The following is a 21,126-nucleotide window of genomic DNA, read 5'->3' as shown; positions in this document are numbered from 1 at the left end:
CGGGACGGAACATCGTATCCCAGGATCGGCGCATTAGAGCAATTCCAGGAAAAGTGTGAAACGGTTTTCCCGGGAAAAGCGCGTAGCGCTTTCCCTTAGGGAATTGCGTCAAACAAAGAGATAGAGCGGTTCGCCGTTTCCGTGAAACGGTGAACCGCATTAGCGGCGACCCTGTACCTGCTTCAGACCTGTCTTGCTCACATCCAAAGCCGGAAGCGGGAAAGGTTCGACCTGTCCTCCGGTCTTGTCCAGATACTGCATCAACGCCGTCACAAGGTGGTAGAAGATGCTTGCGGGGACCTCCGTCGCCAGTGACCTTCCGCGCTCGTCAATCCTGTCGACCCACAAGCCAAGCGGTGCGGGATCGATATGCCATCTGAACAGGCGGGCGACACGAGCTTCGATCTCAGGCTTCAGATCAGGCCCGCCAATGCCGTCCAGGGCGACGGCTGCCTTGACGGCTTCGCATTGCGGCCAGCTACGGGAAAGCCGGTCGAGAGGCATTCCCTGCCGCGATACGGCAGCGTAAGCCAGACCTGTGGCTCGGTTCAATCCGCTGGCGACCGCCGACGAATAGAGCTTCCTTGCGTAGGCGACCAAGTCTTTTTGCCCGCTCGCCCGCGCGAAGTCGACAAGGAGCGAGGCCCATTCGAAATGATGCCCTGGTTCGGTCCACTGTCCTTTGTCTCCCGGCAACGGCAGCCAATCGACGTCGAAATGTTCCCCAAGCGTCCAGCTTTCCTGGTCGAAGAAATGGCACCGGAAGAGATCGATGACGCGAGCCGCCCGACGCAGATATGCGCGGTCGCCGGTGACACTGTGCCAGGCAAGAAAGGATTCCAGCATGTGCATGTGTGGGTTCGAAGACCGCACCCCGTTCCAGCCGGGGCTCTCGAGGAACCCGCTCAGACTGTCGTCCTCGAGATGGGTGTCGACGAAATGAAATGTCTGTTGTGCAAGCCGCAGGGCATCCTGATGGCCGCAGCGATGAGCATGAGCCAGCGCCAGGAGCACGCAGGAATGGTCGTAGGCGTCCTCGGTCGGGTCAGCCACGCTGCCGTTGGCATTAAGAGTGCGCACCCAGCCGCCACGGTCGGTGCGGCCGTATTTCGCGATGAAGTCGATACCGTGGTTGATGAGTTTGTCGGCCGGTCCAGCCCAGCCGCGTTCCTTGGCCACCGCGAAAGCGTAAATCTGGCGAGCCATCGTGCGCATGCGCTTGGGTTTGCCCAACGGCCTTGCATCGAAGCCGAGAGCCTCGTGGAAGCCGCCGTATACATCGTCGACACCTGCGGTGGACCACAGCGGCAGGGTTTCTTCGAAGAGCCAGTGTTCGACGCGCTTGCGCCATGACCCGCTGATGATGACCCGGTCTTCCAAAGCGGTGAATTTCGTTTCGAGGCGTCCGCTCTTCTCTAGCTGTTCGACGACTTTTTTCACGTTCTGGCTGTGGCCGACGGGGGCGACGAATACCGCGTCCGGCGTCGCCACTATCGCTACATCCTTCATTCCGACGACGGTCAGCAGTCTGCCCTGGCTTCTGAAGTAGGAGTTGCTGCAATCCATGGCGACGATGTCGCCCATGACGACGTTGCCGTCGCAGTCCGTCGGGCTGGCTTCCAGCAGCGATTGCCACGATCCAAGGTCGTTCCAGCGGAAGGAAGCCGTGACCATCGCGATGTCGCGCGCATGCTCCATGACCGCGTAGTCGATCGACGTCGAGGGGACAGCCGAGTAGAAGCCCTGTGGCAGGTATAGGCCCGAGATGTCGGCCCGCGCGGTCTTATAGGCCCGTTCCGCAGTGTCCCAGATATCCGGCTGGAAATCGAGAAAACCCCTCCGCATGGTGTCGGCACGAAACAGGAAGATGCCGGCGTTCCAGTAGAATCTTCCCGAAGACAGGTATTTGCTGGCCGTCTTGGCGTCTGGCTTTTCGACAAAGCGCGAAACTGGGGCTACTGCGTCACCATTTGCCGTGGCCTCGATGTAGCCATATCCGGTTTCGGGATGCGTCGGCTTGATGCCGAATACGATGATACTTCCTGAATCGGCGGCAGGCACGCCCGCCTCGACGGTTTCCCAGAATTGCGTTTCGGTCGATATCTGATGGTCGGAGGGGACCACGAGCACAAGCGCGTCGGCGCCATGTTCGGAGATCGTTTGCAGGGTGGCTATGGCGACCGCGGCGGCGGTATTGCGGCCGACCGGCTCGAAGATCGGTCGGCCGCCGTTCAGGCCGAGCGGAGCTATGTCCGAGATGACGCGGTCGGCATGCCGTTCGGAAGCTATCAGGTAGATCGGCGTCTCACCGTCCGGCCGCGCCTTGAGGCGTCGAACAGTCTTCACAAGCATGGAGCCGTCGCCCGAAAGGTCATGGAATTGCTTGGGATTGTCTTCGCGCGAGAGCGGCCACAGCCGTGAGCCGACGCCCCCGCTCATGACAAAACTTACGATCCGGTCCGGCATGGTCCAATTCCTCTCAGAATGTCTGGTTGTAGGCTCCGACCTCTGGATTGCGGCGCAGCACGGCATCGAGAGCCTCGAACATCTCGCGACGTCGCTCCGGCGAGACGGGGCTTTCCACCACGACGACAATCTCCGGTTTGTTCGACGAAGCCCTGACCAGACCCCATGTGCCGTCCTGGGCAACGACACGCACCCCATTCACGGTGACGAGATTGGCCAGCGGCTGGCCAGCGAACTCGATCCCGTCCCCCTTCATTTTCGTGAATTCCCCGACAACTTTCGCGACCACGCCGTATTTCACCTCGTCGGGGCAATGGGGCGACATCGTCGGGGTACCGAAGGTCAGCGGCAGATCGCGGTAAAGGTCTGCGAGTGTCTTGCCCAGGTTGCGGTCGAGCATCTCGCAGACGGCGATCGCGGTGAGGAGCCCGTCGTCGTAGCCGCGTCCGATCGGCGGGTTGAAGAAGAAATGCCCCGACTTCTCGAAACCAGCGATGGCATTGAGTTCGGCAACGCGCCTCTTGATGTAGGAGTGCCCGGTCTTCCAGTAATCCGTCCTTGCACCGTTTTGCACGAGAACGGGATCCGTCATGAAAAGTCCCGTCGACTTGACGTCCACGACGAAGACGGATTTCGGATGCAGTCCGGAGATGTCTCGCGCCAGCATGACGCCGACCTTGTCTGCGAAAATCTCGTTACCCTCGTTGTCGACCACGCCGCAGCGGTCGCCGTCGCCGTCGAAGCCGAGCCCGACATCGGCACCCGTCTCCAGAACCTTGTCCCGGATAGCGTGCAGCATCTGCATGTCTTCGGGATTGGGGTTGTAGCGCGGAAACGTGTGGTCGAGCTCTACGTCCAGCGGGATGACTTCGCAGCCGATTCCTTCCAGCACCTGCGGTGCAAAAGCGCCCGCTGTGCCGTTGCCGCAGGCCGCCACCACCTTCAGCTTTCGGCCGAGGTTCCTTCCGGCAGTCAGGTCTTCGATGTATCTCTCGCGAAATCCGGGCACGAACTCATAGCTTCCCCCGCCTATGAGATCGAAATCGCCGCCCAGCACGAGCGCCTTCAAAGCGGTCATCTCCTCGGGCCCGAATGTCAGAGGCCTTTGCGCTCCCATCTTCACTCCGGTCCAGCCGTTCTCGTTGTGGGAGGCCGTCACCATGGCCACCGAGGGAGCGTCGAGCGCGAACTGGGCGAAATAGGCCGTGGGAGAAAGTGCCAGGCCGATGTCTTTGACGCGCGCGCCGGCCGCCATCAGGCCGGAGACCAGCGCCATCTTGATCGCCATGGAATAGCTGCGGAAATCATGGCCAGTGACGATGTCCGGGCCTACGCCCATTCGGCGGATCAAGGTGCCGAGCCCCATGCCGATCGCCTGCACGCCCATCAGATTGAGTTCGGGTTCTTTCTCCGAGCCTGGCTGCCCGAACCACCAGCGCGCGTCGTATTCCCGGAAACCAGTGGCTTTGATCAGAGCACTGGTTTCGAAGGCGAATGTGTTTGGCCTGGCTTGGCCGACTATGTTCACGGTCACGGTTTCCGCTCCGCAGTTACAGGGAACAGTCGTAGCACGCTGCCGGAGGCAGGCCCCTTCATGAATTCGAGGAGCCCTAACGCCCTGGTTCGCACCCCCTCATCCAATAGGAGCATGCCCGCCGACGGCCGAAAGGATGTCTCGTCCAAGCTTGGGGCGGTCTTGTATTCTGTAAGGTGCGTCCTGCTCGGGCGCTGACGAGAAAGGTGGGCTGCAAGATGCCGCTGACCGCATTCAGGCTCGCGTTCCGCGAGGATGTCGACGAAAGGCGGTTCGGCCGCCTGGCTCGTCTTCTCAAGGTCATTCAAGTGGAAATCGAGACGGAATCCGCGGCACTCCGTCCGTCTGTGGAAAGGATGACGGACTGCGCCGCATTCGCTTTGGAGGCGATGGAAAATGGCGAGAGCCCCGAACGCATGTCCGCGCGGATCGATGCCCTCGCCCGGAACCTGGCACTCAGCCGCGGACGGCAGGTCTTGCTGGAACAGCAGATGTCATTTGTCGACAGGACGAGAGCAGGGCTGCCGTGCATTCTCCCTTCCCATAGGGCGTAGGGTCCATACGCCCTATGGCGGCGTTTACCTTCCGGGGCGCAGGCGTAATCTTTCGCGGCAGTCTGGGATCGCGGGGCCTCGGCTTTCAATGAAAACATCGGACGAATGTCATCGACCGCCTGCATGGGGACGGCGTGCACGCAGGATCTCCCCGCACGCCTGCAGGAGAAGTTGAATGAACCGCATGTTCCCCAATCAATGGCCTTCGACAACGGAGCAGCAGGCTTCCGCCGGCCAGGAGTTCATTGGCCTCTCCGACATAACCGGATTTCTGCGGCGCTATATTGGAACCATCGTCGCCTGCCTTGCCGCGGCTTTCTTGGTGGTCGGGTTCTACATTTTGACCACCGACCCAACTTTCACCGCCAGCGCACAGATCCTGATCGAGCCGAAATTGCCGCAACATCTGCAGGAGGGCGGCGAAGTAAATCTGTCATTGGACACCGCCCAGGTGGAAAGCCAGATCGCAGTTATGGAGTCGGAAAAGATCGCTGCGATGGTCCTCGACCAGTTGAAACTTGTCGACGACCCCAAGTTCAACCGTCCGCAGGTTCCGATTTTGCTGGAGAGATTCAGGAGGATAGGAGCAGTCCTGCTTGACGCTTCCGGGCTCCGGAAAAGCGCCCGGTTCACCTCACTTTGGGAGTATTTCGGCATCGGCGTGCCTGAAACGCCTGCGACGCTGACCGAGTACCAAAAGGCCCGCCGCACCATGTCGATTTTCAGCAACGGCCTCGACATCCGCAGAATCGGCGTTTCCTACGCGATAGACATATCCTTCACCTCTCCTGATCCCGAGGGTGCAGCCAGGATTGCGAACGCCACGGCCGATGCCTTCGTGCGCGAGCAGATCGAAACCAAGGCCGACGCAGCAAAGCAAGGCGGCGTGTGGCTCGAGACGCGCCTTCAGCAGCTGCGCACCCAGATGAACGAGGCCATGGCGAAAGCGCAGGAATTCCGTTCACGGCATGACTATAGTGTCGGGGATGAAGCCAAAAGGGAAGACGGTGCGGGCGCTGTGCCAACGCTCGAAGAACTTGAGGTGACTGCCGAAACCTACCAGAAGATGTACGAGAGCTTCCTGCAGGCCTACACCAACTCGGTAAGCCAGCAGTCGTACCCGGTCGCCGACGCAAGGGTGATCACGGCTGCGACGGCGCCGCTCTATCCGAGCGCTCCAAAGCCGAAATTGATGCTAGCCTTCGCGGCGGCTGCCGGGCTCATTCTCGGCATCGGACTTTCGTTTGTGAGGCATACGTTCGACTGGACCATAAGGTCGCCACGACACATCCGGGACCTGGGTGTCGAATGCGTCGGAGAGCTGCCGCCCACCAGCAGAGGATGGGAATCCGGCCGCGTCGACGAAGTGGCAAAATATCCGCACTCCCGATACAGCCAAAGCCTCAGGAAAGCGCGAACCGAAATCAGCCTTGCGGAAACCAGCCGCCCGATCAAGTTACTTGGGTTGACCGCTGTATCCAACGACAGTTCGAAGAGTTCGGTCGCCAGCAATCTTGCCACGCTTTACTCGAGGTCCGGCCTGAAGACGTTGGTGATTGACGCCGACGTCCGCCGATCGACCATGACCACGCGGCTGCTCGGCCCATCGGGCGCCTTCGACAGACCGTGCCAGGACCCTGTCCGGCTCAACATCGTCCGCGCTCCTGGGCGGCCGTTCGACGTGCTTCCAAGTTCGGTGGTGGGCGCCAGGCACCTGCTGGCACCAGGCAATATGGAGGCGTTCCTCTTGGAACTGACCGCTAGCGACCTTGCCGCCTACGAACTTGCCGCCTACGACATTGTCATCCTGGACCTGCCGACGCTTGCCTCGGGAGCCGACGAACTGATTGTCGGATCCGTTCTGGACGGCGTCGTAGTCGTTGCCGAGTGGGGCAAGACACATGTCGAAACGCTGCGGGAACTTGTCAGGACGCTGCAGGCCAGCAGGACGCCCATCCTTGGCGTGCTCCTGACGAAGGCCCGCGCGATGAAATCCAAGCACCGCAGAGCATGAAACTGGCGAGATATTCCTCCTTCGGAAGTCGCAAAAGCGTGTAGGGGGATCATTCCTTGGGATTAGGGGGATAGCCCCGGAGCGTCACGCTACCTCCTTTGCCTTTCTTGCCGACAAGCCCCGACCTTGGAAGAGTGACGAGAACAATTCAGACAGCAACCGTCCCATGACAACAAACGCATTCGAGTCACATCAGGGAACCCCGATCTGGGTTCAGCCATCATTACCAGTGGCGGCTGACAACCGAACGGCAGTCCTGCATGTTGTTCCTGCGCCCGACCACAACAGTGCCGGGGCAGTGTTGACAGACCTGTCGCCCGCCATCAGGGCGGGAATGACGATCCCTCCTATCGGAGGTCTCCTGAAGCGGATCATGGATCTGGTCATAGCGGCCACGGCGCTTGTCATGGCTGCGCCAGTGATGATCGTCATTGCCCTGCTGATCAGGATGACGGCAGGAGGCCCGGCAGTGTTCTCGCACAGCCGTATCGGGTTCGGCGGAAAGCCGTTCGATTGCTACAAGTTCCGCTCGATGGTTGCCAATTCGGAAGAAGTTCTGAAAGCATATCTCGATGCCAACCCTCATGTCTGCAAGGAGTGGGAGGAGACCCACAAGATCAGGAACGACCCCCGCGTCACGCTCCTGGGGTGGATGCTCCGCAAGTCGAGCCTCGACGAACTCCCCCAGCTCTTCAACATCATCCGCGGCGACATGAGCTGCGTAGGCCCAAGGCCCATCGTAAAGGACGAACTCAAACGCTACGGCGACCACCTGGGGGAATACCTTCGGACAAGGCCGGGACTCACTGGTCTCTGGCAGGTGAGCGGAAGAAGCAGCATGGACTACGCCAACCGCGTGGCGCTGGACAGCCAGTATGTGCGGAACTGGTCGGTCTGGCTCGACATCGTGATCTTGTTCAGGACGGTTTTCGCAGTGATGCGCTTCGACAGGGCTTCCTGAAGTCCCGACCGGTCACCCTTCCTCCCGCTTCCAGTGGACGGACAGGGACAGGCCGATCATGTAGGCGCAAGCCAATACGAATGCCAGGATCAGGAATTTGGTGACGGTCACATGGCCGGGCAACCCAAGGCCATTCCAGGCAAAGCTTCCGATCACAAGCAGCGCAGTCGCCGCGATCAGGGCGGGAGCCTTGAACCGCAATCCCATCAAAACGCCTGCCGCCGATACAGCGATTACACTCATGAGCACCGACATCTCCAGTGATACCCGCAGGACTGATTGCCTCACTGCGGCAGGGAAGGTTTCGTCAGCGTGTGCTCACTGATATGCGGCCTCAAAGTGCATGGCAAGTGCTAGGGTCATTGCTTAGTTGGTCCGCTTAGGGGTCGAGCTAAGCTAGCCCTGCGCTTGCGGTGTTCTTCGTCCTTCCCTGCGGCTTCCAGCAGCCGCGATTTGGCTTCCGAAGCCCATGCCAACCAAGCGCTTGCAATTCAAGAGCCGGCGAAACGCGGTGATTCTCTGGTGATTCTCTATGGTGATTCTCTAAGGTGATCGATCGACAAGCGAAGGGGTGCAGCGAGCTGCCGCCCTCGCTGAACCATGCAAGCTTGATCAGTTGGTGCCCTGAACCGGATTCGTCTCTGCCTGCACGCTGCCGCCTGCAGGTAGGGCAGCCAAGCCGGACTGCGGCGGGGGGATCTCGATCTTCACGGTATCGCCTGGCTCGATCGGCGTCGTTTCCTCAGCCGTGAGTTCTTCCGAGCCGCTGTCCGTCGTCCTCACGATCTTAAAGATCGGCTTGGCCCTTTCGGAGCGCTCTCTAAGGGCGAGCAGAGCAGGGGCCGTGACCTCGGTTTCGTGCAGCAACTGCACCGCGGTGTCGGCCTTGCTGGTTACTTCATTGAGCTGCAGCTGCGTCTCGCGCAAGGCCGCGGCGACTTCGCTGGCTTGGCTGTTGCCGAGGTTGAGGATCTCGATATCGGTCTTGCTTATCTCCTGCCTGACTCGCAGGAGCGAGGTCTCGGCAGCCAACTTTTCGCTCTGCATCTGTGCGACAGTTCCCTCCAGAGAGAGTTCCCGCGGTGCAACCGCCAGCCCCTTCGAGACAAGGGCCGAAACACCCGCGAGTTCCTTCTGGATGAGTTCGATCTGTTTGTCGTGGAAGGTCAGCTGTTCTTCAAGCGAGGCCAGTTCCTTTTCCAGGAAATCCCTGAGTTCGTGGAGGGCACGGAGTTGCGTCATCATCGCGTCCTTGCGGACGGCGAAGATCTTGCGTTCCTGCTCCATCGCCACCGCAATCGTCTCGTTCGAAGCCCTGTCTTTCAGTTCCGCAGGGAAAGCGATGTCGTCGCTGCCAGCCAGTTCGGATTCCAGCCGCGCTTTGCGCGCGAGCAGACTGACGTTGCTCAGCGCCAACAAACCCACGTCGCCCTGGCCCGCGATGACTTCACGCTCAAGCCTCGACATGTCTTCCTCGCGCGTCCGCAGGCCGCCGGCGATTCCCAGCGCCTGCAGCACCGTCAGTCCGGGCCTGTAGGGAAATTCGCCGGGCTGCGTGACGTGGCCGACTATGTAGAACGGCCTGTACTGGACAATCTCGACGGCGACATCCGGCTGGCGGCCAAGGCCCATGTGCTGCATCAGGCGGTCGCCGATCGCGCGGGCGAGGTCACCGGGGGCGGTGCCCTGCGCGCGTATCTGGCCGACAAATGGAAGGAAGAGCGTGCCGTCGGCACCGACAATGAAACTGTCGTTGAGCGCCGTCCATTCGAAGATCACGTCGCGTGATGCGCGCCATTCGTAAACCTTGAGCCTGACCTTGTCCTGAGGTCCGAGGAGGTACTCGGCAGCCACCGTCGGCAAGGGGCAGGCCGCTGCCGCTGCCAATGAAGCCGCCGCCACCGTCACAAGCCATTTCCGCATTGTCTTTCCCGCCGTCAGATTTTCAGGATGTATTCGGGTTCGATTCGTCCCATGGCGATGTGCCGGATCGCCAGCATGTTGCCCCTGAGCCTGCCCCTCCGATCGATATACGGCTCGGGTCGCAGGCTCTTTGCGAGGTTGGCCGCAATATTCCTGAACATCAGGGGAAGCGCGAAGGAGGCCGGAACGGAGCCCTTCTTGATCAGGTAGATCGCATTCGCAACCTGGGAGTAGCCGAACCGCTCTCCGCTGACCCGCCCTGTCTTGATACCGAGATGGACGCCCGTGATTGCGGTCACGCAGACCACCCGACCTTTGGATCTCATTTGGCTGGTGAAGTCGATGTCTTCCTGCCAGCCGTACAGGACGAGGCGCTCGTCGAAGCGCAAATCGCCCACAAGCGAGGAACGGAAGGACATGTTGCATCCGTATGCTCCGACATGGTCGACCACCGACGGTCCATCATGTTTTTTGCCCTCGTTTTCCCGCAAGGCGGCTTCGGCATTTTCCCAAGTGAGGCCGGCATTCGTGGCCCCGTCCCTGACGACCTTGCCCATCACCACCGCCCATCCGACATTTTCCACGAAAGCTTTCTCGACCTGCTCCAGGTATGCGGCGCACGGAACGAAATCGTCGTCGAAGAATGTGATGATGTCGAAGCGCCCCAGGGAAGGTACGAGAGCCCTGTTCCGCTGGGCAGCCAGTCCCTTCGGTCCGAAAACGAGTGACACCGGGAAAGGACAGCTTTCCGGCAGTTCGACATGCGTGGCGTCGGGCGCCGACAATATGACCTCGTCGGGAAGCCTCGTCTGGCCGCCCAAATACCCGAGCAGGCGCGCGACCTGTCCGCTGCGGCCAAGGGTCGGGATGATCACTATGAGTCTCATGCTCGATCCAGTTTCGGTTCCGCCGAACCTAGACCGGCGAGTGGACCGAAACAGCCTGCATAAAAGGAGACGGGAGGAGCTTGGCCTACCGCCGGACACAGGCTTTCGGAGTATCCCCGGTGAACGACCACAGCCATAAGTATTAGACAGGCATGCGCCCGCAGCAGTCTGTAACCGATCGGACAACTTGCCGGAGCAATGACATGGAATGGAGACTGACGGCCTGATGAGGCTAGGGGGAACCATGCTCCACGAACGCTCTTCCGATTTGGCCATCGCGGCCAAGGTCGATATGCCCATCGAGGAGTTGCCGGCCGCGCCGGGGCCTGGCGTCGACAGGTACGCGAAGATAGCGATCGTTCATGACTGGTGCCCGAATTTCCGGGGAGGGGAAAGGGTTCTGGCGCAAATCTGCAAGCAGTTCCCCAATGCTGAAGTCTTCACGCTTTTCGATTTCCTGCCGCTCGAGGTGAAGGAGCAATATTTCCACGACGTGGAATTCCATACGTCCGCGGCCAACCGGATCCCGATGGTCCAGAAATTCTATCGATCCCTGTTCTTCTTTTGCCCCTTCCTGATCGAACAGTTCGATGTGACAGGCTACGATGCGGTGATCTCGTCTTCGGCCGCATTTTCGCGTGGCGTGATCACCAGGCCGGACCAGCCGCATCTCTGCTATGTGCACAGCCCCGTCCGCTACGCCTGGGACGAGCAGTTTTCCTATCTTCAGCAAGGACGGCTTGGCTTCGGCCCCAAGGGAATGCTCTATCGGTACATGCTCCATCGCCTGAGGACGTGGGACACGAGAACGGCGCACGGTCCGGACCTGATGCTGGCGAATTCGAATTATGTCCGCTCCCGAATCCAGCACATTTACGGGCGCGACGCGCGCGTCGTTTTCCCGCCGGTTTCACTGGCAGAACTGCCCTGTGTCGAGGACAAGGACGATTACTACGTTTCGGCGTCCTTCCTCGCCCCTTACAAGCGCACCGACCTTGTCATCCGGGCCTTCAACGAGATGCCGTCGCGGCGCCTGGTCATCGTTGGCGAAGGCCAGCAATCAGCCAGCTTGCGGGCGCTTGCCGGTCCGAACGTCACCTTCTCGGGTTACCTGCCCCGGAAAGACTATGTGGACACCCTGGCGCGGGCGAAGGCGATGGTCTTCGCGGGCTGCGAGGATTTCGGCATAGCGCTGGCCGAGGCGCAGGCCTGCGGCACGCCGCTGGTCGCCTTCGGCCGCGGCGGGGCCGTCGACATCGTACAGCGCCTGGGATCATCCCCCGAGCCGACAGGGGTACTGTTCAAGGCTCAGACGGTCGATCACCTCAAGGAGGCAGTCGAACGGTTCGAAGAGAACAGCTACGCCATCGCGCCCCGCGCTTGCGCCAAGAATGCAGGACGTTTTTCCGAAGAGAACTTCGACCGCGCGATCCTGGAATCCCTCGGGGCCGTGCAGGCACTTCACGAGATCATGTGAATTCGCGAGCCCTGACGACCTTCGTTTCCGTATCGACGCCGTCTGCGGCCGCCATCGCCTCGAGATAACGCAAGGCCGTCGCCCTCCAGCTGTATGCCGAGGCTCTCGCCCTTCCCTTGCCTATCATCTGCAGTCGCAAGGCCTGAGAACCGCGAAGCTGCACGAAACTGTCGACCCATGCGTCCTGGTCGTGGGGAGGTGCAAACAGGGCTGCGCTGCCGCAGACCTCAGGCAGGCTGGCGCGGTCGGAAACCACCACAGGGCAGCCGACGGCCATCGCCTCGAGGGCTGGAAGACCGAAGCCCTCGGTGAGCGAGGGGAAAGCCAGGCATAGCGAGTCCCTGAGCAGGGCCGCCAATTCGCCATCGGAAATGCGGCCGAGCCAGTGGATGTTTCGAGCTTCGGTCCTGGCTGATCCTGACCTAAAGACGCGTGAATCCGACATGCCGACGATCGCGATTCTGAGTCCGGCTTCGCCAAGACGGTCAGCCATGTTCAGGAGGAGATCCACATTCTTGTGGGGTGCGGCACTGCCGATCAGAACAACGGTTTCCCGCGAGGCCGCCAGCCGTGTCTGCGCTGAGTGTTCAGGCTTCCACCGCAACGCATGCTCATGGCCATTCGGCGCTACGAAAGCCCGTTCTGCCGGGATGACGCCGCGGCGAACCAGTTCATCCAAGGAGTAATTGGAAACGGTGGAGATACCGCACGCCGTCTTGCCGAGGCCGGGCAACAGATTCCTGTAAAGAAGCCTAAAGGCAAGGGAATAGCTCTGCGGGGCATTCCAGACGTTTGCATCATGGATGCAGACGATATGCTTGTGGGAAAGCAGTGGCCCGGTGTTGCAGAGGCTGAGCAGTCCGCTGCCATCGAGCGATGAGGGGAGCTGTGCCTGCTCCCAGACATGCCCGCTCGTGCGGCCGATCTCGCGACGTTCGATGAAAGCCAGGGGGATGTCCCCGGACCCGGACGGACAGTGCAGTGTAAGCTCGAGGCCGCGGGCGAGGGGCTCCTGTTCGGCGATCAAGGCGTCGAGAGAATGCACGACCTCGCGCGCATAACGCTGGACGCCTGTTGTCGGCTGGGAAAGAAAACGCCCATTGATCGTCCAACGTCGCGCCATGCCGTCCCCCTTGAAACCTTTAGTGTGGAGCCGCGAAGGCGCCAGGTCACCATGGCCATCGGGTCATCCGGCTAAGCGGGAATCATCCGGATAGGCGAGGTCGGACAGCGTGCCTACCTCAAACGTTTGAGGGCCTTAGTGCTCCCGGGAATGCTAGTCTGGCCCAGGGTGCCGAAAGGACCGGGGAAGGGTGGACATGGGCAAACTCGAGTTCGACACGACAGAGTCGCCACCACCAAGGCAGGCCAGACAGGTGAATGGACACCGCGCCGACACACCCCTGGCCAGATCTGCTGCCGCCGGCGCCGAATTCCTGATCGGGCATTCCGCTCGGGTGTGCGTGGACCGGGAAGCGCCGAGACGACGCTGGACGATAAATGGAGACTTCACGACGCTTCGGCCGACCGGAGTAGCCCGTTACGCCCGCGAGGTCACCTTGGCTCTCGACGCCCTCATTTCGGAAGGGCATCCCCTCGGTCGCGACCTGGAGATCGATCTCGTGGTGCCGCGCCCGCTTTCCGAACCTTTGCGCCTCAATGCCATCTCTGTCCGTGTCGTTCCCGAATTCAACAGGCCGCGACTTCCCCAATTCTGGGTGCAGGCGCAGTTGCCCTGGCATGTGCCGGGAGGATTGCTGAGCTTCTGCAATCTCGCTCCGGTCGTGCTTAGGCGCCAGATCGCGTGCATCCACGACATGCACACCAGGCTCATGCCGTCGAGCTACGCGCGGGGGTTCCGGTGGGCGCACCGCCTGATCCTGCCGGCACTTGGCAGGCGGGCCGCCCGCATCACCACGGTCTCGCAACTCTCGCGCAGCCATCTGGTCGAGTTCGGGATCGCGCCGGAGGAAAACATCGTCGTCACCTACAACGGCAGCGACCATGCGAAGAGATGGGATGCAGCGAGATCGTCTCTGGCCGTCGACCGGGGCCGGCAGTATGTGCTTTGCCTTGGGAGGCGGGACCAGGAATACAAGAACATGGGGCTTCTCGCCAAGCTGGCCCCACTCCTCGACGCGATGGGTCTCGACCTCTGGATGCCAGGCGATGTCGACGAGACCACGGTCCTGAGGTACGTCCCGGAAATGCCCGGAAACATCGTCCTCCCTGGCCGCATAGGCGATGACGACTTCAAGAAGGCGCTCGAAGGCGCCCTGTGCTTCCTGTTCCCGTCACGGATCGAAGGCTTTGGGCTGCCCGCTGTCGAGGCGATGGCTTCGGGCTGCCCGGTCGTGGCCTCGACATCGCCGTGTCTTCCCGAAATCTGTGGGGATTCGGCCCTCTATGCCGACCCCGACGACGTCCAGTCGTGGGCCGAAGCCATCCGCCTGCTGATGCTCGCCCCAGACTTGCGGCAGCGGTTGGTTGCTAAGGGGCACGCGAGGGCGAGCAGCTATTCCTGGCGGTGGATAGCGTGGAAATACCTCGAACTCATGATTCAGGTCGACGCCGATTTCGGGGAGTTCGACAGTTGAGCGGCAACCGGTCTGCGGCAGGAACCCTATGAAGGGACCGACCTTGCTCTTCGAAGCCGTCGCTGGAAGCTTCGACAAACCTGACTTAGGGAGGCCTCCCAAAGCGCTGCCTCAGCCAAAAAGGTGTGTTGTCCTGCCCATAAGGTGAAGCGAGGAAACGAGTACTGGGTTCTATACTGGTCATTAGCATTCATTCAATGACGGGTGTGTTGGCACCTCATCCGAGAATGGGTGTGGATTTCTGTTCACTGAAATCGAGAGCGAACGGTTCGCTATGCAATCCCAAAATGCGCAAGTTGAAACCTTGCTTGAACGTCATGTCCAAGAGCAACGACGGACCAAGGGCTCCGACCTTGCGCGTGTGGCGCGAAGCACAAGGCGACTTCGGATTGGCCTGATAGGGCAGTTCGGCGTCGGTAACTTCGGCAATGACGGTTCGCTTGAGGCAATGATCGACACTCTGAGGCGCATCTGCCCAGAGGCCGAGCTTGCCGTGATTTGCACACGTCCCGAGACCGTCGAGAGGGTCTTCGGCTTGAAGACCATCAAATTGACGCGGCCGGGCATCCAGTCGCATTGGCTTGACCGGGCGAACCGCATGCTCGGTCGTGTCCCATACAGGATATGGGGACTAATTCGGGCCTTCCTCAAACTTCGTGGTTTTCATGCTGTCGTAGTGCCCGGAACCGGCGCGTTCGATGATTTCAGCGACACACCATTGGGAATGCCTTACGGCTTTCTCAAATGGTTGGCGATGGCGAGGTTGCGCGGCTGCGTCGTCGCATTTGCGAGCGTCGGGGCTGGGCCTGCTTACCACCCCCTCTCTCGTCTGTTCTTCGCCTGGGCTGCCCGTTGCGCCTCATACCGTTCGTATCGTGACGGAATTTCGCGCGATTTCATCCGATCCCTCGGAGTCAATGTTGCCAGCGACCGGATTTTCCCCGACCTTGCTTTTGGTCTTCCAATTCCAACAGTCGAGCGTGAGATTTCGGAGACCACCGTCGTTGGCGTGGGCGTCATGAACTACCGTGGCCGCACGGGTGGAAGTGAAGCAATTTATAACGCGTACATTTCCAAGCTCGCGGAGTTTGTTGCACGCATTGTGATGCGAGGCTTCGCCGTTCGACTGATCCTGGGCCAGGACAATGACGAGGCCGCGGTCGTCGATATCATCGAGCGGCTCCGCGGCATGGTTTCTGAGGCTGACTTGGCCCGGGTCATCTATAGTCGGTCTGCATCGCTCCACGACGTCATGGCCCAAATGCAGACCACTGACGTCGTCATCGCAACCCGATTTCACAATGTTGTTTGCGCCCTGCGGGTGGGTCTGCCTGTCATATCTCTTGGATACCTCGAAAAGCATGACGTGCTTGCCGCAGACATGGGCCTATCGGCCTTTTGCGCCAACGTCGAAACGTTCAGCGTCGAATGGCTTGAGTCGCGGCTCGACTCGCTCCTTGCAGAGCGGGAAGCGCGAGCGCAGCAAGTTCGCGAAAGCGTTCTGCAGTACAGGCGACAACTTATGAACCAAGAAGATCTCTTCCGAACGCAAGTTTTCGACGTGCGGTGTCTTGGCCGCTCTCGTAAAATGAAATCTGGGGAGGCTGACATAGACGACGAAAAGATCCGTGAAGGCAACACCCGAAGTTAGGGTCGACAGACAAACAGAAATTCTTCCACTCTCAACAAATTTGGAGGGCTGATCAATGCCGATGGTCGACATTCTGATTCCAAACTACTGCTACGGGCGTTACTTGCCTCAGGCCGTCGAAAGCATCGTTCGGCAGCAGGTAGAAGATATCAGGATTTTGATCATAGATAATGCTTCAACAGACGATAGCGTCGATGTTGCAAAAAAACTGGCAAGGCAGGACAAGCGCATAACGCTTGTGGCGCGTGAAAAAAATCTCGGGCTGCACGCTTCGTGGAATGAGGGTCTAGACTGGGCCAGTTCCAAGTACGTTGTGATTCTTTGCGCCGACGATTTGCTCGTCGATGGCTGTTTTCACCGCGCCCTGTCGGTTCTTGAACGGGTACCCGATGTTTCTTTCGCATGCGGAGCCGAACTGGCATGGCACGAGGACCGGCCCTTTCCAATAGTGGAAAATTCGGACGTAGGGGATTGGCGATTTCTATCCATGGAATCGTACGCTTTGGCGCGGTCGCTCCCGAGTAGGGTTATTTTTGGGTTCGGCGCGTCGCTGATCAGAACCTCCGACCTCAAACGGGTCGGCCATTTCCGGTCGGAGATATCCTACAACGAAGACGTGGAAATGTTTTTACGGCTCTCGCTGGATCGCAGAGTGGCGGTGACCAACGCGATCCATGGAATAAGGCGGGAACACGGCGCGAATATATCTGCGGTATTCTGGCAAGATCCCAAGCGCGACATGGTCGAAAAGAAGATCGCCTTCGACAGTTTCTTTTCGAACGATGCAGCAGGCGTACCCGGGGTGGAACAACTGCGGCGGAATGTGTATCGAAACCTTGGAAAGCGTGCGTACTGGTCCGGCCTGTCACACATCGCCCGCGGCCAGCGGGCCGCCGGCTTTGATCTCCTCAGGTTTGCGGCTGAACTCTCGCCCAGCCTGGCCTACATTCCGCCGATTGACTACCTGGCCCATGTTCCCAACCCGCTAAGCCACATCCGCTCACGCCTGGCGGAGGCCTGGGGCCAGCATTGACAACGACGTCTGGCATGTGGCCGCCGATGTGGATCCGTTGTCTCGGATCGGATGCCGTCTTTCATCCGCGCAAAGGATAGCCCATGACCGAAAGGCGCATCGGTGTCGTTTATCTGACTGACGGCAGGCGCGATGACCTGACTTATGCCAGCGCCGTGGCGTTGGGATTGAGCCATTCGCGGGAAATAGACATCCATATCGTTCAATCCGGATTCCGCTCGGCGCCCCCGCCGGCGGTGCTCAGGGTCCTCCAGGCAAAGGGCCATCGGCTGGCGACCCACACCCTGTCGACGGTCTACCGAGGCCGATCCGGGCACGGCCATATAACCTCGACGGCATATGAAAAAGCCGAGGCGATCGCCGTGGTTTCGGGCGAACACGATGTCGTCTGTTACCTCGACAATGATACGCTTGCCATGTCGCCTCTTGATCTGGCAGCTGCTGCCCCGAAGACACAACCTCTCGCCGCCGTGCCCGACCTCTCCATATCCACAGGTTTCGACAATCCCGCATTCTTCGAAAACTGCGACAAACACGGCCTCGAACGGCGCTACTTCAACTCCGGTCTGATGGCCATCAATGTCTCTCGATGGATTGGGGCGGGAATTCCCGAACGGTACGATTCCGCCGTCAAGGAACATGCGGACTTTTGTCCCTATTGGGACGGGTCATGCATCCATATCGACCAATGCGCCCTCAACATCGCCGCCAATGGGGCATGGGAGACGCTTCCTTTGGAATTCAACGTGCAGAAGTCCGCATTCCAGACAGCCTATTGGGATCGGGCATTGATCCGCCACTATACGGGGCCGGAGAAGTTCCTGCCGGCGGTGGCACATCGCATCGACAGCAAGGAACGGTCTGTACTCGGCCGCATATCGTGCAACTGCGGGGAGCTCGGGCTGAATATTCCTCCTGCGTATCTGGGGTTGCCCTACAGGGTCAACAGATTGCGCAGGAGAGCGGATCGGACCAAAATTTCGAGACTATTGGACGGTTTTCTTGTGGTTTGAGGTCCTCCGTCTGAGCATGTCCTCTCGTTGATTTACCGCGAGTTGGTGGTGCGGGATCTCGGACAAGTTTCGATATCAACCTACCGAAACCCGTGCCCGCCGGAGTGCCGGGAAAATCTTGATGATCTCATCAAGCAGGGGATGCCGGGTGATGATCAATCCGGCCGACCACCCCCCGAACGCCGACAATGCCGCTGCAGCGGCTTCCATGTTGGAGAGGCCGAAGCCGGAACTGGAGATCCCGATGGCTGCGAGGGGAGGAGCCGCGCTCGCGAAGGCGACGACAGCACTTTTCCATAGCGCTGCGGCGATGTCCCTGCGTTTCAGCCCCAGCCTGCGCCGGACGAAGCTCAGGGCAATACATGCCTGGAAGGGAACGGTCACCAGCATGCACCAGGCGGCTGCCTGCAGTCCACCGAAGACGACGGCTACGGAGAGCAGAATGCCGGAAAACGGGAAGACGATCAGCGCTCGGATGAACAAGTCGCGGATCGCTCCAAGTGCAACCATCACGGGGTAATTGAGTTCAAAGCTGAACGAGAAGAGCAGCGCGATTGCGACGACCTGCACCAGGGGTGCGGCTTCGGTCCACTGGTGACCGAGCACGATGTCCACGATCGGGTACGCCAGAACCGACAGCACGAGGAGCGCGGGCCAGTGGAGCGCGGTAATGAGGGAAAGGGCGGCTAGATAGGGACGCTTCAAATCCCTGCCTTGCCTGACCTCGGCTGAAAAGGCGGGCAGCACGACCGCCACGGCACCTCCGATGACCAGTTTGTCGGGTATCTGGCCGATCCAGAGCGTCCTGCTGAACAAGGCCGCCGCATTCGGCGACACGACGCGGCCCAACAGGAGCAGGGGCAGGGCGTCAAAGATGCGGAAAAGCATGGTGATAACGCCGTTGTATCCACCGAATGAGATCATTCCGCGCCAATTGGCCAGGGACGGCCTGAACATCCAGAAATGGGGGCATAGGGCGAGGGCGAGGCCCGCGGCAAGACCACTGCCGATCAACCAGCCCCAGGCGAAGCTCATATAGCTGAAGCCCGCCAATGCCAGCGCAATTGTTGCTGCAGAGTTCGCCACAGCTCCCGTTATGTCGATGGCCGCGATCTTGCCGAAGGACATCTCCCTCCGCAGGAGAGCGTTTATCAAGGTGAAAGAGGTGTCAAGGAAGAGACACACCGAGATGACCCTGAAGTAGGGAACGAGGTTCGGCTCGCTGTAGAACGAAGCCAGCAAAGGGGAAGCGACGACGAGAGTGGCGGCGATGACCCCGGTGAGGATGAACATCACCGTAAAGGCACTGCGTATATCCTCGCGACTGAGTTCCTCGCGCTGGATGAGGAAGCTCGAACTGGAGAACTCCCTTAGGGACAGGGCAGTCGCCATGATAGCCATGCCGATCACTGACACCCCGATCTCCTGGGGCGTCAATATACGGGAGACCAAGGCTGCAGTGGCAAAATTCGTCACGAGCAGGACGTAGCGTTCACCCACGCTCATCAAGAGTGCGCGTTTTACCGAAAGCATGAGTGTCCTTTCCAGGTGGCCCGGCCGCCTGCGTGCCGACGGATAGTCCGACAAACCGGGTTGAAGGTCAGGACGTCCAATAGGCTAGGGAATGACCACCGACTAAAGCGGTAGCAAGGGAGGCGACTACCCGCGTGATCTGACCACTTCCTGGCCAGTTCAGGATTGATCGGACTGGATAAAATAGGACGCAAAGAGCCCCAACCCCATCCACCGGAGGGATGAATTGTATTACCGCAGGGGGCACTTAGGGTGGGCACCCCTCTTCTCATATGGTGGAATGGGATGAACCGGCAAAATCGCGATCTAAGTGGGCTTCAAATACTTCGCGCTATCGCCGCCTTTGGCGTCATAGTTCGCCATACCCTCGAGATGTCGAATGGATCGGAAGCTGGGCGGTTCAGTCCCGACTGGATAACAGCATCTGGCGCCGCAGGAGTAGATCTGTTCTTTGTAATTAGCGGGTTTATTATGGTGTACGTGAGCTTTCCGCCCGGTCAGGCCGCGGACACGCCGAAGCGTTTCATTGTCAAGCGGGCAACGCGCATATTCCCATTGTACTGGATTTGCAGTGCAGCCATTGTTGCAATCTCTGCGGTAGGTTTCTTAAAGAACAAAAATATAGATTTATATACCATATTGAACTCCGCGCTGATACTACCTGGAGATAAATTAGTTTATGTCGCATGGACACTCTCTTATGAACTATATTTTTACATAATTTTTTCGATATGTCTTAATATTGGAAAAATGTTTTCGACGTCGATCTCTGTGATATTGCTGATGATCGGTGGAATTGTGTTAGGAAGAGAAATTCAGAATTCGACATACTATGATTTCTTCTCTAGCCCCCTCGTTCTGGAGTTTTGTTTCGGCATCGCTTTGGCACTGTTTTTTTCCGCTGGCAAGAAATGGAAAGTCCCGTTAGCTCTCGGCGCGCTCGGGTTTCTTATAATAATCGTGTCCCCGATTTTCCTACCCCATCCCGATGCTTTGCCCGGTTCGCGGGTCATCGTATGGGGTCTTCCAGCAACTTTGATAGTGGCTGCATTTCTCGAGGTTAAGCGACCGCAATCAATAGCCGGCCGCGCAACTGTCCTGCTCGGCGATGCATCTTATGCCCTCTACTTAACGCACATCTTCGTCATGATGGCATATGGCTGGGTAATTAAGTCGACATTTGTGGGAGGAATGTCACAAGCTGTCTTCGCTCCTGTAATTATATTCTTATGCCTTATTGTTGGTGTGCTGACACACGTATTTGTGGAAAGGCCAGCTCTCGACCTCGTTCGGAGGGTCACAAGACGCCAGTCGGGACGGCGGCCACTGGAGGCCAGAAGCTAGAAGCCTATCCGAGGTGATCCGGCGCGCCAGCGTCATGAACTTGCAGAACCGAGGAGTGGCCCGAAGGGGTTGGTCCGGCTTTCGTCCCTCGGCTGCACAATGGTGCGTGCTCCGGGCCTGCCAGGGTAGACAAGGACCA

The 21,126-nt window shown here is 59.5% G+C and carries 17 protein-coding genes; 9 read left to right on the top strand and 8 right to left on the bottom strand.

The window, feature by feature from the left end:
- Positions 1–159 precede the first annotated feature (159 nt).
- Both ACFFNA_RS30335 and ACFFNA_RS30330 read right to left on the bottom strand, forming a co-directional pair.
- Positions 160–2,466: an AGE family epimerase/isomerase gene (locus ACFFNA_RS30335; RefSeq protein ID WP_378923520.1), complete on the bottom strand. Its 2,307-nt coding sequence runs from the start codon at positions 2,464–2,466 to the stop codon at positions 160–162.
- A gap of 13 nt (positions 2,467–2,479) precedes the next feature.
- Positions 2,480–4,000, bottom strand: coding sequence for a phosphomannomutase/phosphoglucomutase (locus ACFFNA_RS30330; RefSeq protein ID WP_378923519.1), 1,521 nt, complete (start codon positions 3,998–4,000; stop codon positions 2,480–2,482).
- 218 nt (positions 4,001–4,218) lie between these two features.
- Between ACFFNA_RS30330 and ACFFNA_RS30325 the strand changes: the two genes are divergently transcribed.
- From ACFFNA_RS30325 to ACFFNA_RS30315, 3 genes are all read left to right on the top strand, one after another.
- Complete coding sequence (locus tag ACFFNA_RS30325; RefSeq protein ID WP_146605996.1) at positions 4,219–4,554, top strand: hypothetical protein; 336 nt, start codon at positions 4,219–4,221, stop codon at positions 4,552–4,554.
- A gap of 175 nt (positions 4,555–4,729) precedes the next feature.
- A complete protein-coding gene (locus tag ACFFNA_RS30320) occupies positions 4,730–6,568 on the top strand; it encodes a GumC family protein (RefSeq protein WP_378923518.1) in 1,839 nt (612 codons plus the stop codon).
- Between the two features lie 334 nt (positions 6,569–6,902).
- The gene (locus ACFFNA_RS30315; protein ID WP_245445575.1) at positions 6,903–7,529 is read left to right on the top strand and encodes a sugar transferase; all 627 of its coding nucleotides are present in this window, start codon (positions 6,903–6,905) and stop codon (positions 7,527–7,529) included.
- A 12-nt stretch (positions 7,530–7,541) separates the two neighbouring features.
- Here ACFFNA_RS30315 and ACFFNA_RS30310 read toward each other — a convergent pair whose 3' ends face one another.
- The 3 genes from ACFFNA_RS30310 to ACFFNA_RS30300 all read right to left on the bottom strand — a co-directional run bounded on the left by ACFFNA_RS30310 (position 7,542) and on the right by ACFFNA_RS30300 (position 10,339).
- Positions 7,542–7,772, bottom strand: coding sequence for a hypothetical protein (locus ACFFNA_RS30310; RefSeq protein WP_378923517.1), 231 nt, complete (start codon positions 7,770–7,772; stop codon positions 7,542–7,544).
- Between the two features lie 369 nt (positions 7,773–8,141).
- Positions 8,142–9,452 carry a polysaccharide biosynthesis/export family protein gene (locus tag ACFFNA_RS30305; RefSeq protein WP_378923516.1) on the bottom strand — a complete coding sequence of 437 codons (1,311 nt, stop codon included), beginning with the start codon at positions 9,450–9,452 and terminating at the stop codon, positions 8,142–8,144.
- Between the two features lie 14 nt (positions 9,453–9,466).
- On the bottom strand, positions 9,467–10,339 hold the full coding sequence (locus ACFFNA_RS30300) for a glycosyltransferase family 2 protein (RefSeq protein ID WP_378923515.1): 873 nt from the start codon (positions 10,337–10,339) through the stop codon (positions 9,467–9,469).
- Between the two features lie 244 nt (positions 10,340–10,583).
- On the opposite strand from ACFFNA_RS30300, the gene ACFFNA_RS30295 reads away from it, so the two are divergent.
- Positions 10,584–11,816, top strand: coding sequence for a glycosyltransferase (locus ACFFNA_RS30295; protein WP_378923514.1), 1,233 nt, complete (start codon positions 10,584–10,586; stop codon positions 11,814–11,816).
- On the opposite strand, the gene ACFFNA_RS30290 is transcribed toward ACFFNA_RS30295, so the two are convergent.
- A complete protein-coding gene (locus ACFFNA_RS30290) occupies positions 11,809–12,939 on the bottom strand; it encodes a glycosyltransferase family 4 protein (RefSeq protein WP_378923513.1) in 1,131 nt (376 codons plus the stop codon). The two genes, ACFFNA_RS30295 and ACFFNA_RS30290, sit on opposite strands and share 8 nt — an antisense overlap.
- Positions 12,940–13,135: 196 nt before the next feature.
- On the opposite strand from ACFFNA_RS30290, the gene ACFFNA_RS30285 reads away from it, so the two are divergent.
- The gene (locus tag ACFFNA_RS30285; RefSeq protein WP_378923512.1) at positions 13,136–14,413 is read left to right on the top strand and encodes a glycosyltransferase family 4 protein; all 1,278 of its coding nucleotides are present in this window, start codon (positions 13,136–13,138) and stop codon (positions 14,411–14,413) included.
- A gap of 217 nt (positions 14,414–14,630) precedes the next feature.
- On the opposite strand, the gene ACFFNA_RS30280 is transcribed toward ACFFNA_RS30285, so the two are convergent.
- A complete protein-coding gene (locus tag ACFFNA_RS30280; protein ID WP_378923851.1) occupies positions 14,631–14,990 on the bottom strand; it encodes a hypothetical protein in 360 nt (119 codons plus the stop codon).
- Between ACFFNA_RS30280 and ACFFNA_RS30275 the strand changes: the two genes are divergently transcribed.
- The 3 genes from ACFFNA_RS30275 (at position 14,874) to ACFFNA_RS30265 (ending at position 18,110) form a co-directional block, all read left to right on the top strand.
- Positions 14,874–16,064 carry a polysaccharide pyruvyl transferase family protein gene (locus ACFFNA_RS30275; RefSeq protein ID WP_378923838.1) on the top strand — a complete coding sequence of 397 codons (1,191 nt, stop codon included), beginning with the start codon at positions 14,874–14,876 and terminating at the stop codon, positions 16,062–16,064. The two genes, ACFFNA_RS30280 and ACFFNA_RS30275, sit on opposite strands and share 117 nt — an antisense overlap.
- 55 nt (positions 16,065–16,119) lie before the next feature.
- Positions 16,120–17,097, top strand: coding sequence for a glycosyltransferase family 2 protein (locus ACFFNA_RS30270; protein ID WP_378923511.1), 978 nt, complete (start codon positions 16,120–16,122; stop codon positions 17,095–17,097).
- An 83-nt stretch (positions 17,098–17,180) separates the two neighbouring features.
- Entirely contained in the window at positions 17,181–18,110 is a 930-nt protein-coding gene (locus ACFFNA_RS30265; RefSeq protein WP_378923510.1) for a glycosyltransferase family 8 protein, read from the top strand.
- A 75-nt stretch (positions 18,111–18,185) separates the two neighbouring features.
- On the opposite strand, the gene ACFFNA_RS30260 is transcribed toward ACFFNA_RS30265, so the two are convergent.
- A complete protein-coding gene (locus ACFFNA_RS30260; protein ID WP_275954968.1) occupies positions 18,186–19,643 on the bottom strand; it encodes an oligosaccharide flippase family protein in 1,458 nt (485 codons plus the stop codon).
- A gap of 285 nt (positions 19,644–19,928) precedes the next feature.
- Here ACFFNA_RS30260 and ACFFNA_RS30255 point away from each other — a divergent pair, with 285 nt between their 5' ends.
- Positions 19,929–20,987: an acyltransferase family protein gene (locus ACFFNA_RS30255; RefSeq protein ID WP_378923509.1), complete on the top strand. Its 1,059-nt coding sequence runs from the start codon at positions 19,929–19,931 to the stop codon at positions 20,985–20,987.
- Positions 20,988–21,126: the final 139 nt, after the last annotated feature.

This window comes from Mesorhizobium kowhaii (genome assembly GCF_042431665.1).
GTDB lineage: Bacteria > Pseudomonadota > Alphaproteobacteria > Rhizobiales > Rhizobiaceae > Mesorhizobium > Mesorhizobium kowhaii.
This window is presented reverse-complemented; position numbering and strand designations above follow the sequence as displayed.